Genomic DNA, 15,517 nt, shown 5'->3' on the forward strand with positions numbered 1-15,517 from the left:
TTTACACCTCTAATTTTTCGGCAATTCTTAGTTTTGCAGAGTGGGATCTATTGTTTTCTTTTAGTTCATCTTCACTTGCAGTAATAGGCTTTCTTGTAATAATTTTTATTTCTCTTTTTTTATCGCATGTGCAAATTGGAGAAGTTGGTGGACATATGCAGTCTTTTTCCAAATATTTAAAGGAATTTTTAACAATTCTATCTTCAAGAGAATGAAAAGTAATAATTGCAATCCTCCCACCAGGATTTAATCTCTTTACAAATTTATCAATAGAATTTTTCAAAACATCAAGTTCTTTATTTACTTCAATTCTTAAAGCTTGGAAGGTTCTCTTTGCAGGATGGGGACCATTTCTTCTTGCTGAAGCAGGAATTGCATTTTTTATTATTTCAACAAGATCAAAAGTTGTGTCAATGCTTTTGTTTTTCCTCTCTTCTACAATAAATTTAGAAATTCTCGAAGCCCACTTTTCTTCACCAAAATCCTTTATAATTTGTGTGATTTCACCTTCACTATATGTATTTACAATTTCTTTTGCAGAAATCTCAAAATTTTGGTCCATTCTCATATCTAGTGGTGCATCAAACCTGTATGAAAACCCTCTCTCTGGATTGTCAAATTGATAAGATGAAACTCCAATATCAAGTAGGACTCCGTCGATCTTATCTATGCCAAGTTCATCAAGAGCTTTTTCAAAATCTATGTAATTTAAATTAAAAAATTCTACATTTTTAAAATCAGAAAGTTTTTCTCTTGCAGCTTTAAGAGCTTCTTCATCTTGATCAATTCCTATTAAAAGTCCAGTTCCATCAAGCTTTTTTAGAATTTCATAACTATGGCCTGCGCCTCCAAGAGTTCCATCAAGATAAATTTTTCCCTTTCTAACATTTAGTCCTTCAATTGTTTCTTTTAAAAGAACACTTTTATGTGAAAAATCCATTATATTCCCAACTCCGACATCTTTTCAGCAAGCTCTTCATAAGAAAGTGCTTCTTCTTCATTGTATTTATTCCAATTTTCTTCAGACCAAACTTCTGCACGATTGGAAAGTCCAATAATTACGCATTTATCCTCAAGATTTGCGTAATCCCTTAAATTTTCTGTTATGAGAACTCTCCCCTGCTTATCTAAGACGCAATCAACTGCACCAGAGAAAAATGTTCTCACAAAGGAACGAACTGCTTTATTAGTCATTGGAAGTTCCTTTAATTTATTTTCAATTTTCTCCCATTGATCCTTTGGATATAAGAATAGGCAATCGTCTAGACCCTTTGTCATTACAAATATAGAAAGGTCATCTCTAAATTTTGATGGAATTGTAATTCGACCCTTTGGATCCAAGTTGTGTCTAAATTCACCTATTAACATTTAACTCTCCACTTTATTCCATTTATATGAATTATTACTCCACTTCGCTCCACTTAACATAATTTTACTACATAAACTATCTATTTTCTAGTCATATAAAAGCTTTTTGAAAATGAGGACTAATGGCATTATTTTTTATTTTTTATTAAATAATGTCTTATATTAAATACATTTTTTATTATTTTTTTAGAGCTAAGAATTTTTATTGAAAAAGAAATTACTTATAAACTTTTTAAATTTCTTGGAAAATAAAATATTAAATAAGAAAATGTTTCTTATTTTATAAAATTTAGGGCATAAAAAAATCGACTATTTCTAGTCGATTCTTAAAAATTATTTTCTATTTATTTGCAATGAAATAAAAATCCGATCCTTCATTTATTTTTGAATGAACTCCATATTTAAATCCGTGAAGATCCATAATAGTTTTTACGATATAAAGACCCAGTCCTGTTCCTATTTCTGGTCTAGTGTGATTATTCCTAACCCTATAAAACCTATCCCAAATTCCTTTTATATCTTCTTCTTTTATTCCTATTCCCTTGTCAATGCAGTGAAATTCAGTTTCCTTTTCATCTCCCCTAATAAGTATTTTAATATTTTTATTAACTGGAGAATAATTTATTGCATTATTAATAAGATTATAAATAACTTGATTTATTTTTGACCTATCTCCTAAAATTCTCGTGTCACCACTTGATTGAATTTCAAATTTATAATCAGAATAGTTTTTATTAATTTTAAATCTGTTAAGGACTTCATTAAGGGAATCCTCTAGGTCAAATTCTTCTTTTCTTATTTCATCAAGATTAGATTCAATTTTTGAAAGATCCAACAAATCATTTACAAGGTCTGTCAAATTATCTGCTTCACTTATTATTGTTTCAAGATGTTTATTTCGTAACTTTTCGTTTGAACCTGAAATATCTCTAATCATCTCTCCATAAGATTTTATAACAGTAAGTGGCGTCTTTAAATCATGACTTACATTTGCAACTAAATCCTTTCTCATTTCAATTGTCTTAGTTAATTCATTTTTTGCATAGTTAAGTGTGTTGGAAAGATCGTCAATTTCGGTGTATTCGCCCTTCCTAAACTGAACTTTATAATCTCCTTTGGCAAGTTCCTTTGCAGTGTTTGACATTCTTACAAGAGGTCTTGAAAGTCTTCTTGAAACAAAGTAAGCAGTAATAGATGCAAAAATAAGTGCCAAGAAAGAAATTATTAATAACATTCTTCTTATAACATCTACTGTGGCATCTACTGGTTTTAAAACAGAATTTATGTAAAGATAATAATCTTCACCATCAGTATTTCCAAGATATCCAGCATAAATAATTGAAGGGTCCTTTAAATTTTCATATCTAACTGTATAAATTTTATAAATCCTATTGTCTCTTTTTAAGGATCCAAAAAACTTGTCAAAATTTTCCCAAATCATTCTCGGTCTTTCCACAAATTCATCAAATAATCTCAAAGGAAAAACCCAGGCTCCTTTTTCATCAAGAACTTTTATCTCAAGACCTTTTGTATTTGCATAGTTTGAAAGTTTTGTCTCAAAATCTTGTGATTTATAATCATTTCTTAATTCGTTACCAACCTTTGTTACTTCACGAATTTTCATAGTTTCATAAAAGCTTGACAAAAAAACTGTTTGAAATAGCCAAATAGAAATTAAAATTAGTCCAGCAAAAAAGACAAAGGACTTCCATAGCTTAAAGAGGATGCTATTTTTGTCGATCTTAACTCTCCTAATTTCTTTAATTTCTTGTATCAAATTTATATCCCACTCCTCTTACAGTAATTATAAATTTTCTGTAGTCCTTAATTGAATTTCTTAGCATTTTTATATGGGTATCAACTGTTCTGTCTTCTCCATAAAAGTCATAACCCCAAACTTGATTTAAGAGTTTGTCTCTTGAAAGAGCTATGTTTTTATTTTTAACCATATAGACTAAAAGATCATATTCCTTTGGAGTTAAATCTACTATTTCATCATCGACAAATACAACTCTTCCGTCTAAATCAATTTTTAAGCCTTCAAATTCCATAGTATTATTTTCTTCAACCTTATTATTTCTATTTACTATAACATTTAATCTTGCCATTAATTCCTTTGGAGAAAAAGGCTTTGTAACATAATCGTCAATTCCAATTTCAAAGCCAAATAATTTATCATACTCCTCATCTCTCGCTGATAGCATTAAAACTGGAATGTTCTTTATTTTTTTTATTTCTTTGTAGGAAGAAAATCCATCTAGTTTTGGCATCATAATATCCATTACTATTACATCAAAATCTTCTTCACGAACTTTATCAATTGCTTCAAGGCCATCTCCTGCCTCCACAACTTCATGACCTTCAAATTCTGCATAAGTTCTAATTACTTCTCTTATGCTTTTTTCATCATCAACAACTAAAATTTTAAACATTTAATCACCTGCTTTATTATAATAAAAATTTGTGAATAATCAATGAAAGCTTTGTTAAGTATAATAAAAAGTATAATTTGTATTTTATTACATTATTATATCAATACTTTTAGGAATTTGAAAAAGAATTTATAATTTAAAAATTATATAAAAAAATAAGGTGCCATCTCGACACCTTTTTAAAAAATTATCTTTCCTTTAATTTTTTAACAAGCATTTCATTTGCAATCTTTGGATTTGCCTTTCCTCTTGATTTTTTCATTACTTGTCCAACTAAAAATCCTAGAGCCCTGTCCTTGCCTTCCTTGAAGTCAATGATTGACTGCTCATTTTCGTCTAGAACTTCATCTACAATTTTTTCAATTGCAGATACATCGGTCATTTGAACAAGACCGAGTCTTTCTATTATTTCTTTAGCTCCGTCGCCTGTTTCAAACATTTGACGAAGAACTTTTTTACCAGCATTGTTGCTAATTTTTTCGCTTTTAATTGAATTTAAAAGTTCAATAAATTCTTTATTTTCAAAAGGAAGCTTAAACTCTTCTTCATCAGAAATTTCAACTCTTCTTAAAATTTCTGTTTGAATCCAATTTGAAAGAAGTGTATAGTCTTTAAAATTCTTTGCAAGGTCTTCGAAGAATTTGGCTAGTTCTCTTGATGATGCAAGAACTTCAGCATCTTCTCTTGTTATGTCATAATCTTTTACAAATCTTTCAATCATTTGATCTGGAAGTTCTGGCATTTTATCTACAATTTCCTTTATCTCTTCGTCAGTAATATGAACTATGGGAAGATCTCCTTCAGGTGCAAATCTGTAGTCGCTTGCAGTGTATTTAACTCTCATTAAAATAGTTTCATTTTTTGCATCGTCCCATCTTCTTGTAGTTCTAATTTCTTCTTCATTATTTTCAAGAAGTTTTATATGTCTTTCAACTTCAAAGTCAATTGCTTTTTCTACTCCTCTAAAGGAATTTAGGTTTTTAACTTCAGTGATGGCAGTTTTTTCTCCTGTCTCCATATCTTTAATGTTGACATTTACATCACATCTTAAAGAGCCTTCTTCCATTTTACAGTCAGAAATATTTAAAAATCTTAAAGTTGATTTTAATTTTTCAAGAAATACGCGGGCTTCTTTACCACTTGAAATATCTGGTTTAGTTACAATTTCAATTAGAGGAACACCACATCTGTTGTAGTCCATAAGTGTTTCATTTTCTTCTGTGTGAAGGCTCTTTGCAGTGTCTTCTTCCATTTGAATTTGGAAAAGTCCAATTTTTTTAGTTCCTTCATCACCTTCAATTTCAAGATAACCATCAGTACAAATCGCATTATCATTTTGTGTTATTTGAAATCCCTTTGTTAAATCTGGATAGAAATAATTTTTTCTGTCAAATTTTGATTTATTGTTAATTTTGCAGTTAAAGGCAGTACCAGCCATTACAGTGTAATTTACTACATTTCTATTTAAAACTGGCATACCACCAGGTAGTGCCAAGCAAACTGGGCACACATTTGTATTTGGTTCATCTCCAAAGGAGTTCTTGCATGAACAAAAAGCCTTTGTCTCTGTGGAAAGTTCGACGTGAATTTCCAAACCTACAATTGTTTTATATTTCATTTATTTAAACTCCTTTCAAAAGCAAATGACGCTTGAAGTAAATCTTTATCCTTAAATCTCTTTGCACTAAATTCAATTCCAACAGAAAGTCCGTCATCTCCAGCTGGCATTGGAAGTGAAATTGATGGTGATCCAACCATATTTGCAGGAATTGTAAATAAATCTGCTTGATACATTTCTATTGGACTCATGTCATCATCAATTTTAAAAGGAAGAACTGGGAAAGTTGGACAAATCATAAAGTCGTAATCCTTAAACATCCTGTCCATGTCTCTCTTTATAAGTCCCCTAACCTTTAGGGCCTTATAATAAAATTCATCGGCATTTTCCATGGAAAGTATGTGAGTTCCAATCATTATTCTTCTCTTAACTTCTTCGCCAAAGCCTTCTTGTCTTGATGCACGATACATTTCTTCAACTGTATCAAATTTTTTGTCTGTCCTATGACCGTAACGAATGGAATCAAATCTAGCCAAGTTAGATGCAATTTCGCCATTTACTAAAATATTATAAGTTTCAATAGTGTGATTAAGTGAATCAATATCGTAGGCTTCTACTTTTGCTCCATTGTCCTTTAAAATTTCAATTGCCTTATCAAGTTCTCCTCTTACTCTTTTATTTAAATCCATATCTAAATAAGTTTGAGGTATAGCAAATTTTTTGCCCTCAAGATTTTTTATTGCATCTTCAGAAAAATCAAAATCAAATTTTAGTCCAGGATTACCAACAGAAGTTGCATCTTTTTCGTCACGGCCTTCTATAACATTAAACATCATAGCAAGATCTCTTACATCATTGGCAATAACACCTGCTTGGTCAAAAGTATTTGCCATTGATGCCACGCCAAATCTTGAAATAGAACCATAAGTTGGTTTCATACCAACAGTTTTACAAAAACTTGAAGGTTGTCTAACTGATCCACCTGTATCTGTTCCTATAGAAATTGCTGCCATATTTGCACTAACTGAAGCTGCAGATCCACCTGATGATCCTCCAGAAACTCTTCTAGTATCAAGTGGGTTTTTTGTAACTCCAAAATAAGAAGTTCTAGTTGTTGCACCCATGGCAAATTCGTCCATGTTTACCTTGCCAAGGATTACTCCATCCTTATTTTTTATTTTTTTTACTAAAGTTGCATCATAGGGTGAAATATAATTTTCTAACATTCTTGATGCACAAGTCATCTTTACATCCTTAACAGAAATATTGTCCTTTATAGAAATTGGAATTCCAGCAAGGGGAGATACTTCTTCTCTGTTGTGAAATTTTTCATCAACTTCTTTAGCCTTTTTCATTGCCATTTCTTCAGTAACAGTGATGTAGGCATTTATTTCGTCATCTTTTTCTTTTATATTATCTAAAAATTCTCTAGTAACTTCCTCACAAGAGAAATCTTTATTTCTATATCCTTGGGCAATTTCCCAGGCTCTTAAATTGCTAAAAGTCATGAGTCCCTCCTAATCAACAAACTTAATAAGTTTAAAATAACCGTATTTTTTAGTAGCGGCATTTTCAAGTGCCTCTTCCTGTGAAAGAGACTCTCCAGTTTTATCTTCACGAATATTATTTTCTGTTCCATTGACTTGAAAAACTTTTTCAACACCTTCTGTGTCAATTTCTTTAATTTTATTTACAAGTTCAATATTTTCATCAAAGCTTGGTGCAAATTTGTCAAGCTCTTCATCAGTAAAATCAATTTGAGCAATATCTGCAATATGCTTTATATCTTCCTTATTCATTTAAACCTCCTACTAATTTATAAAGTTCATCTAAACTTAAAATTTTTATATCTAGGGACTTAGCCTTGTCATACTTTGATCCAGGATTTTCGCCAGCAACTACATAGTCTGTCTTTTTGCTGACAGATCCTGTTACTTTAGCTCCAAGAGAAATTAATTTCTCTTCCAATTCTTTTCTCGGTATATCTAGGCTGCCAGTTATAACAATAGTCTTGTCAAGAAGTGGCTTTGGAATGTCTTTATCATCTTCATAATAAGGACTTACACCTAATTCAAAAAGTTCATCTACAGCTCCAACAATTCTTTCATCATTAAAAAATTGAACAATTTCTTCTGCCGTTATATTTCCAATATCACCAATTGAAATTAATTCTTCTTCCTTAGAATTTTTTAACTTTTCAAAATCTTTAAAGTGATTCGCTAAATCTCTTGCAGTTTTTATTCCTACATTGGGAATCCCAAGTGCATAAATAAAATTTGAAAGATGAACATTTTTTGAAGCTTCAATTGCTTTTAAAAGATTATTTGTCCTCTTTTCCTTAAATCCCTCAATTTTTATAATGTCCTCATACTTTAATTTATAGATGTCAGGGATTTCTTTTAAATCAACGGTTTCCATTAATTTTTCAATTGTCTTTTCGCTAAAGCCATCTATATTCATAGCATCTCTCGATGCAAAATGAGTAAGCCTTGAAACAAGTTGCGGCACACAAGAAAGTGTGTTGGGGCAAAAGATGTGAACACCATTTTGATAAAGGTGTGACCCACAATAGGGGCAAGTCTTTGGCTTTTCAATTTCATGAGTTTTATTTTCTGATGGAAGTGTTCCAAGTATTTCGGGAATTACATCATTGGATCTCCTAATTAAAACTCTTGAACCAATTTTAACCTTTTTTCTCAAAATGTCATCGTAATTATTTAAGGTTGCCCTCTTTACTGTTACTCCGCCAATATCTACAGGTTCAAGTATTGCCGATGGTGTAACCTTGGCGGTTCTTCCAACATTCCAAACAACATCTAAAAGAGTTGTTGAAATTTCTTCTGCCTCAAATTTATAGGCAACAGCCCATCTTGGAAATTTATTAGTGTAGCCCAAGGCTTTTCTCGTCTCAATATCATTTACCTTAATAGTAACTCCGTCAATTAAAATATCAAGCTTATCTCTATTATCTCCTATTTCATGAATCTTATCTATGATTTCCTGATATTTTTTTACTTTAAAATTATATTTGGAAACTTTAAAATTATTTTCTCTTAAGAAATTTTTTATGTCATCGTCAGATTTAAATAAGTCCTCTTCAGTATAGCCTACATTGTAAAAGAAAGCTGTAAGATGTCTTTTCTTGGTAACTTTTGGATCTAAATTTCTAAGGGCACCTGCTGCTGCATTTCTAGCATTTTTTAATTTTTCTTCATTATTTTCATTGTATTTTTTAAGTTCAGATAAAGGCATTAAACCTTCACCTTGCACTTCAATTTTACCCTTATAAGAAATTCTAAGAGGAACAGAATAAATAGTTTTAACTTGCTCCAAAATTTCTTCTCCAATTATTCCATTTCCCCTTGTAGATGCCATTACAAGATTACCATTTTCATAAGTTAAATTAATTGTAAGTCCATCAAATTTTAATTCCACAATAAATTCCGGTTCTGGAAGTTTATTTACATGATCTAAATTGTAATCTCTCACAAATTTTTCTATTCTATTATACCAAGCGAGAAGTGCATCATCCCCTTGTGCCTTATCCATGGAATAAAGCCTTGCAAGATGAGTGTGTTTTACAAATTTATCTAAAATTGCCCCGCCAACTCTTGTAGTAGGAGAATAAGATAAAACTGTTCCACTTTCATTTTCAAGCTTTACTAGTCTATCGTATAATTTGTCGTACTCCCCGTCAGATAAAAGTGGATCATCTAAGGTATAATAATGGTAATTTAATTTGTCGATTTCAGCAATTAAACTATCCATTTCTTTTATTTTATCATCCATAATTTTTCACCTAGTCAACTAATTTAATTGGAGCAACAGAAAGCATAAGTCTTTTTAGACCCTTTTTATCAAAGGAAATTACAACTTCATAATCGCCATTTTTTTCCTTCTTTTGCACTACCATACCCTTGCCAAATATTTTGTGCTTAACCTTATCGCCAACATTAATATTTTTATCATCACTTGATTTTTTACTTGTTTCAACTTTTTTATCAATGCCAAAGAATTTTTTAGGTCTAGTTACTGATCTATTTCCCTCATTATAATCTAGAACTTTAAGTAATTCTCTACTTTTATCTTCAATAATTTCTATTTTGTCGCCCATTTCTTCAATAAATCTACTTCTCTTTGCAGGAGTTAATTTTCCATACATGGATCGAGTTCTTGAAGATGAAATAAATAAATTGTTGCAAGCACGAGTTACGCCTACATAGCAAAGTCTTCTTTCCTCTTCAACTTCTTCATCACTTTCTAGAGCTCTACTTGTTGGGAAAAGTCCTTCCTCTAATCCAACTAAAAATACTGTTCCAAATTCAAGTCCCTTGGCAGCGTGCATAGTCATAAGGTTTACTCCACTGTCTTCAGAAGTTTTATCAACATCTGATAAAAGAGAAAGGGTATTTAAATATTCAGCAAGTTCAACTCCCTCTCTGTCATATTCCATAATATTTGAGTGGAGTTCTTCAATATTTTCAAGTCTAGTCTTTGCTTCAATAGTATTTTGATTTTTTAAGTCGTTTACATAGCCACTTTCATATAAAACCTCTTCAAAAAGTTTTCCAATAGAAAGATTTTCTGCCCTCTCCTTTAAGATTTTTAAAATACTTCCAAAATCTTTAATGTTTTTTCTCGCTCTAAGATTTAAGTCTTCAAATTTATCTATATTTGTGACAACATCATAAAGAGAAAGTCCTTCTTTATCTGCATAGTCCAAAAGATCAGATAGAGATGTTTCTCCAATTCCCCTCTTAGGCCTATTTATAATCCTTGCAAGGCTTACATTGTCATCAGTGTTATTTAAAATTCTTAAATATGCCAAGACATCTTTAACTTCCATTCTGTCATAGAATTTTAGTCCGCCAACTATTTTATAGGGGATTCTTTCTCTAACAAGGGCTTCTTCAAAACCTCTTGATTGAGCATTTGTCCTATAAAGAATTGCCATATCCTTAAATTCTTCACCCTTATAATTTAGGGCAATAATTTTATTTACAACGCCATATTCCTCTTCATTTGAGTGAGGAAACTCTCTATAAATTACATTTTTTCCTTCATCTCTTGCAGTCCAAAGATTTTTTTCAATTCTCGTAGTGTTATATCCAATAACCTCATTTGCAACATCAAGGATTTTTTGCGTTGAACGATAATTTTGCTCAAGCTTTACAATTCTTGCACCTGGAAAATCCTTGTGGAAGTTTAAAATATTGTTTATATCTGCTCCACGCCATTTATAAATAGATTGGTCATTGTCTCCAACTACAGTGAGGTTAGGATTTTTGCCTGCAATTAACTTTATGAGCTCGTACTGAATTTTATTGGTATCTTGGTATTCATCAACAAAAATATACTGAAACTTATCTCTATAAAAATCTCTAACATCATCTTCAGACTTTAAAATATCCACAGTTTTTATTAAAAGATCGTCAAAGTCTAAAGCATTATTTTTTCTAAGTTTTTTCTCGTATAAATCATAAATTTTGCCAAGATTTTCCTTGAAAAAATTGTCCTTATTAGTTTCTATGTATTCAATTGGACTTATGCCTTCGCCCTTAATATTTGAAATATCATTTACAATTGACCTAGGCTTATACATATCCTTATCAAGTGTTATTTCTGCAATAGCTTCCTTAACAACAGTTATCTGATCATCTCTGTCGTAAATAGTAAAGCTAGAATTATAGCCAATTCTTTCGATATTTTTTCTTAATATTCTCACACAAATTGAGTGAAAAGTTCCTATCCACATTGAGGAGATGTCTCTATCAATTAGCTTTTGAACTCTGTCCTTCATTTCTTTTGCAGCCTTATTAGTAAAAGTTATAGCCAAAATTTTCCATGAAGGAACATTTAATTCTTCCATTAAGTATGCAATTTTTGAAGTTACAACTTTTGTCTTTCCTGATCCTGCTCCTGCTAATATTAAAACTGGACCTTCTGTTGTCAAAAGTGCTTCTCTTTGTTTATCGTTTAATGTATTTATATCCATGACTTCTCCTTACTGCTAATTATTATATGTTTTTTTGGCTATCATTTCAACTTTTTAAGATATCAGAGATCACGTAGGATGCTAAAACCATGCCACAAACAGGTGGCACAAAAGAAATTGAACCTGGAGTCCTATCTCCTGTCTTTATTGGGATTTCTTTTGAGCAAACTACCTTTAATTTTTTTATATTCATTTCTTTTAATTTTTTTCTCATAATCCTTGCCACTGGATCATTTTTCGTCTTTTCAATGTCTAGGACTTCAAATTTTGTCGGATCAAGGCGATTGCCTGCTCCCATGGCAGAAATTATTTTTATATTTTTTTCATGTGCTGCCTTTATTATTAAAAGTTTTGATGTAATAGTGTCAATGGCATCGACAACATAATCATAGTTTTCAAAATCAATATCTTTTATATTTTCTTCTGTAATAAATAAATCGTATTTTTTAATTTTAACTTCTGGATTAATTTCCAAAAGTCTTCCTTGACAAGCGTCTACTTTTCTCATGCCAATAGTTTTTGTAGTCGCAAAAACTTGTCTATTCACATTTGTAATTTCGTATTCATCGCCATCTACAATTCCTACTTTTCCTATACCAGAACGAACAAGTGATTCAACCGAGGAACCACCTACTCCTCCAAGTCCAAAAACCAAGACAGCTTTTGAATTAATTTTTTTTATATCATCAGATGAAATCATTCTTTCAGTTCTACTTAAAAATTCCAATTTTCCTCCAATTTGAAAGGGCCGTTATAAAACAGCCCTTAATCATCACTTTAATTTTATATTTGTTAAACTATTTTCGCCAAAAATTCCAGACCCCTCAACAATATCATTTTTATTGTGATTTCTAAAAGTATTGACTGTTATAATATTTCCTGGCGTAAATTTATTTGAGTCAGACTCAGTTATTTCTACTCTAATATATTTAACTTTTCCACCATCAATTACTTCAATAACTTTACCCTTAAAATTAACTGTAAAATACTCTTCAGCAGGCTTTAATTCTTCTCTTATTTCTGTATCTTTTTTATTTTCAAAAATTAAATTATTATTTTCATTGTTGTTATTATTATTGTTGTTTTGATTATCTAAATTATTTACTTCATTATTTTTTTCTTCTGTATTATTTATTAAAAGATCATTAGCTTCAGTAGGATTTACTTGATTTTTTATTTTATCTTTATTAAGTTCTACATAAGAAAGACCTTTTGAAGTTATAACAGCAATTTCACTTCTTCTAATGGCAAGATTTCCGTTAAATTTACCATCAGAACCTGTACTTGTAAAAATATTATAATTTACAAGATTTGGAAGATACTCTAAAGTATGAGAATTAATATTATTTAAGTCCTTGTATTTTAAATTTGATAGGTCAGTATTTTTTTCAATTTTAAAGGCTCTAGCAAAATAAACTGCAATAGTATTTCTATTTGGATAAACTTTGTTTTCCAAAAATCCTTTTTCACTGGCGACTTTTAGAGTTTTTTCAGTAATTGTTCCTTGATAAAGATTGTAACATACTGCATCTTTCGCCCAATCAAGAACTCCATTTGAATTTACAAGTTCAAGATAAGTATCCTTTGCTGCTTTTATTTCATCTTGACTAGGATTTAAAACAGTTTTTAGAATTTGCATAATTTCCAAAAAGCTTACTGGCTTATTGGGTTTAAAACTTCCATCTTCGTAACCCTTTAAGATGTTTTTATTTGACAATTCATCAACATAATTATATGCCCAAGCACTTTTACCATTTTTACTTAAATCTTTAAAAGATTTTGCAAAAAGACTAGCTGGTGCTAATAAAATAATTAAAACTAAATTTATTGCTATAATTTTTTTCTTCATTTCATCACTCCGAAATGTATTATAACATAAATTTGGGCAAAAAAAATAGAAACCACTAAGGGTTTCTACTTAAAATTATTAATTAAAATGATTAAGATTGCTTAATCCTTCACCATTTCTATTATTATAGTAACTATTATTATTCAAGAAATATTTATAGTCTTCAAAATCGCTTTTTCTTGTAGTTCTATTAGCATAATTTAAATATTGTCTAGGATTTCCAAGAATTCTATTATTTGAATCAGAAATTATTTCTCCATCATTATTCAAGTAACCATCAAAGGATAAAACATCGTATAAATCTAGATTTTGACTTGTTTGGAAATAAAGAGTTTTTCCAGGTTTTAATCTTTCATTATCAGATTGGATAACTCTAAGTCCTATTTTATAGATATTATAATTATATCCAACATTTTCTTTGCTTACAACTTGGAACATTCCACTAAATTCTAAATTTGAATCAATTAAAGTAATAGTTTCAACTTCTTGAGATTTGTTGAATGTCAAGATTACATTTTTGCCCCTTAAATAGCTTTCAGTAACTTGACTTTGTCTAAATCCATCATAAGTTTTTATATCAAATTTATAAGCAAGATAATACTTATTGCGATATCCATCTTTATTTATAATTTCAATGTAGCGATTCTTATCTGAAAAAGATGATTCGTTTCCACTATAGGCAACAACTTCTCCAGATACATCTCCATTTTTATTATAGTTAGATGAAAGACCCATTACAACTTTATAGTTAACATAAATATTTACATTGTCATTTAAAGTAATTCTATCTAAATCCTTAGTTTCGCTTGTGATATAAAATTCGTAATCTTTATTGTCTTTAAGTCTAATCTTTAAATAAGCTTTATCCTTATTTGAAGTGTCAAGAGAAATAATTTTACCACTTATTTGAGCTTCTTTAGGGAATACTGTCATTTCTGTTATTTTGCTGTCAGAATTTGTCTTAAATTCAACTAAATCATCAACTTTTATATCTTCAAGTTTTAAATCTTTGCCATAAGCTTTGATTTTAACATTTGAATCAAGTGTGAAAGTCTTTGTGTCAGATGTTGAAATTTTTGAAGTTGTTCTAAAGTTTAAAGAATCTGTTTTATCTCTATATCTAAGAGTAATTTCATTAGTTCCTTTAGAATTTACATATCCAACCATATCAAGCATTGCATTTGTAACATTGATTGTCTTTGCAGTGCCTTCTCTGTCATTGGAATTGCTCTTAAAATATTCAATTTCTACTTCTTGACCTGCTTTAATATCTTCTAATTTAATATCTTTGTCTTTTATTTTATATTTTGTATTGTTATTAATATCAAAAGAATATTTTTGATTATTTGCTTCGATTATAATTACATTTACATTGTTTAACTTAGAAGAAAGGATTACAGTACCTTTTTTCTTTTCAGTTTTAGCATTTAAATTATTCTTTTCAAGATAATCAAAAGATGCCTTAGTAATTATTGCAGTTTCAGCACGAGTAATAGCTCTTTCACTTTTAAAGTAACCATCAGATCCAGTTGATGTAAAAATACCTGCATCTACAAGAGAAGCTAAATAGCCCTTTAAAGTATCACTCAATTTATTTCGATCTTTATGTTTTAATAAACTTGTGTCACCATTTGCCTTTAAATTAAGAGCTCTTGCAAAGAAAATTGCAATATCTCCTCTGCTTGGATATTCTCTTGAAGAAGTTTTGAAAAATCCCTTTTCAGAAGCTTTCTTTAATGCAGCTTCATCTAAATAATTTCTATCAAGAGCTAAACAAACTGCATCTTCCGCCCATGAGTTAACACCATTTTCCTTTGCCATCTTAGAATATTTATCACGTGCAGCTTTTAATTCATCAGCACTTGGATTTAAAACTTGTTTTATTAATTGTAAAAGTTCTTCAAGAGATACTGAATTTCCTGGTTTAAATTCTCCATCAGGATGCCCGCTAATTACATGCTTATCACTTAATACATCGATTGCATTGTAAGCCCAAGAGTATTTATTGTCTTTTTTAACATCTTTAAACTCTTTAGCAAAAGTTGCACTTGGTGCAAGCATAATTGTAGCAAGGCCAAGAGCAGCTACTCTTCTTAAATTTTTAGATTTCATTATAAAACCTCCATTTTTATAAGCTTCTTTATAGCTTCTTTATCCTATTATAACATATATTATACCCATATAATTTTAGAAATATTAAAATTATATTAAATTACTTATTAAAAGTTGCAAATAAATCAATAATCTGCTTAAAAAACCTAATATTTGGTATAATTAATTTAAACGTTACATATTATTGTAAGAAAATTTAATAT

12 protein-coding genes are annotated in these 15,517 nt (G+C 30.0%); all 12 read right to left on the reverse strand.

The features are described from left to right. Nucleotide 1 precedes the first annotated feature (1 nt). Nucleotides 2-940 (reverse strand): 16S rRNA (cytosine(1402)-N(4))-methyltransferase RsmH, encoded by a 939-nt coding sequence (gene rsmH, locus JOD41_RS06560; RefSeq protein WP_205052121.1) that lies wholly within the window; start codon nt 938-940, stop codon nt 2-4. After that, complete coding sequence (mraZ, locus tag JOD41_RS06565; RefSeq protein ID WP_156700058.1) at nt 940-1,368, reverse strand: division/cell wall cluster transcriptional repressor MraZ; 429 nt, start codon at nt 1,366-1,368, stop codon at nt 940-942. The genes rsmH and mraZ overlap by 1 nt, the downstream gene beginning before the upstream one ends. A 340-nt stretch (nt 1,369-1,708) precedes the next feature. Then, nucleotides 1,709-3,145, reverse strand: a complete 1,437-nt coding sequence (locus tag JOD41_RS06570; RefSeq protein ID WP_205052122.1) for a sensor histidine kinase — start codon at nt 3,143-3,145, stop codon at nt 1,709-1,711. Then, complete coding sequence (locus JOD41_RS06575; protein WP_205052123.1) at nt 3,129-3,800, reverse strand: response regulator transcription factor; 672 nt, start codon at nt 3,798-3,800, stop codon at nt 3,129-3,131. The genes JOD41_RS06570 and JOD41_RS06575 overlap by 17 nt, the downstream gene beginning before the upstream one ends. A 187-nt stretch (nt 3,801-3,987) precedes the next feature. Further along, nucleotides 3,988-5,418, reverse strand: coding sequence for an Asp-tRNA(Asn)/Glu-tRNA(Gln) amidotransferase subunit GatB (gene gatB, locus JOD41_RS06580; RefSeq protein ID WP_205052124.1), 1,431 nt, complete (start codon nt 5,416-5,418; stop codon nt 3,988-3,990). Further along, a complete protein-coding gene (gatA, locus tag JOD41_RS06585; protein WP_205052125.1) occupies nt 5,415-6,866 on the reverse strand; it encodes an Asp-tRNA(Asn)/Glu-tRNA(Gln) amidotransferase subunit GatA in 1,452 nt (483 codons plus the stop codon). The genes gatB and gatA overlap by 4 nt, the downstream gene beginning before the upstream one ends. A gap of 9 nt (nt 6,867-6,875) precedes the next feature. After that, on the reverse strand, nt 6,876-7,157 hold the full coding sequence (gatC, locus tag JOD41_RS06590; protein ID WP_156700048.1) for an Asp-tRNA(Asn)/Glu-tRNA(Gln) amidotransferase subunit GatC: 282 nt from the start codon (nt 7,155-7,157) through the stop codon (nt 6,876-6,878). Beyond that, nucleotides 7,150-9,147, reverse strand: a complete 1,998-nt coding sequence (ligA, locus tag JOD41_RS06595) for an NAD-dependent DNA ligase LigA (RefSeq protein ID WP_205052126.1) — start codon at nt 9,145-9,147, stop codon at nt 7,150-7,152. Before ligA ends, gatC begins: the two co-directional genes overlap by 8 nt. A 10-nt stretch (nt 9,148-9,157) precedes the next feature. After that, nucleotides 9,158-11,353, reverse strand: coding sequence for an ATP-dependent helicase (locus tag JOD41_RS06600; RefSeq protein ID WP_205052127.1), 2,196 nt, complete (start codon nt 11,351-11,353; stop codon nt 9,158-9,160). Nucleotides 11,354-11,399: 46 nt separating this feature from the next. Next, nucleotides 11,400-12,080 carry a tRNA threonylcarbamoyladenosine dehydratase gene (locus JOD41_RS06605; protein WP_205052128.1) on the reverse strand — a complete coding sequence of 227 codons (681 nt, stop codon included), beginning with the start codon at nt 12,078-12,080 and terminating at the stop codon, nt 11,400-11,402. A gap of 45 nt (nt 12,081-12,125) precedes the next feature. Beyond that, nucleotides 12,126-13,202, reverse strand: a complete 1,077-nt coding sequence (locus JOD41_RS06610; RefSeq protein WP_205052129.1) for an S-layer homology domain-containing protein — start codon at nt 13,200-13,202, stop codon at nt 12,126-12,128. A gap of 78 nt (nt 13,203-13,280) precedes the next feature. Continuing rightward, on the reverse strand, nt 13,281-15,314 hold the full coding sequence (locus tag JOD41_RS06615) for an S-layer homology domain-containing protein (protein WP_205052130.1): 2,034 nt from the start codon (nt 15,312-15,314) through the stop codon (nt 13,281-13,283). Nucleotides 15,315-15,517: the final 203 nt, after the last annotated feature.

Source organism: Peptoniphilus gorbachii, from assembly GCF_016908115.1.
In the GTDB taxonomy this organism is placed as follows: Bacteria; Bacillota; Clostridia; order Tissierellales; family Peptoniphilaceae; genus Peptoniphilus_A; species Peptoniphilus_A gorbachii.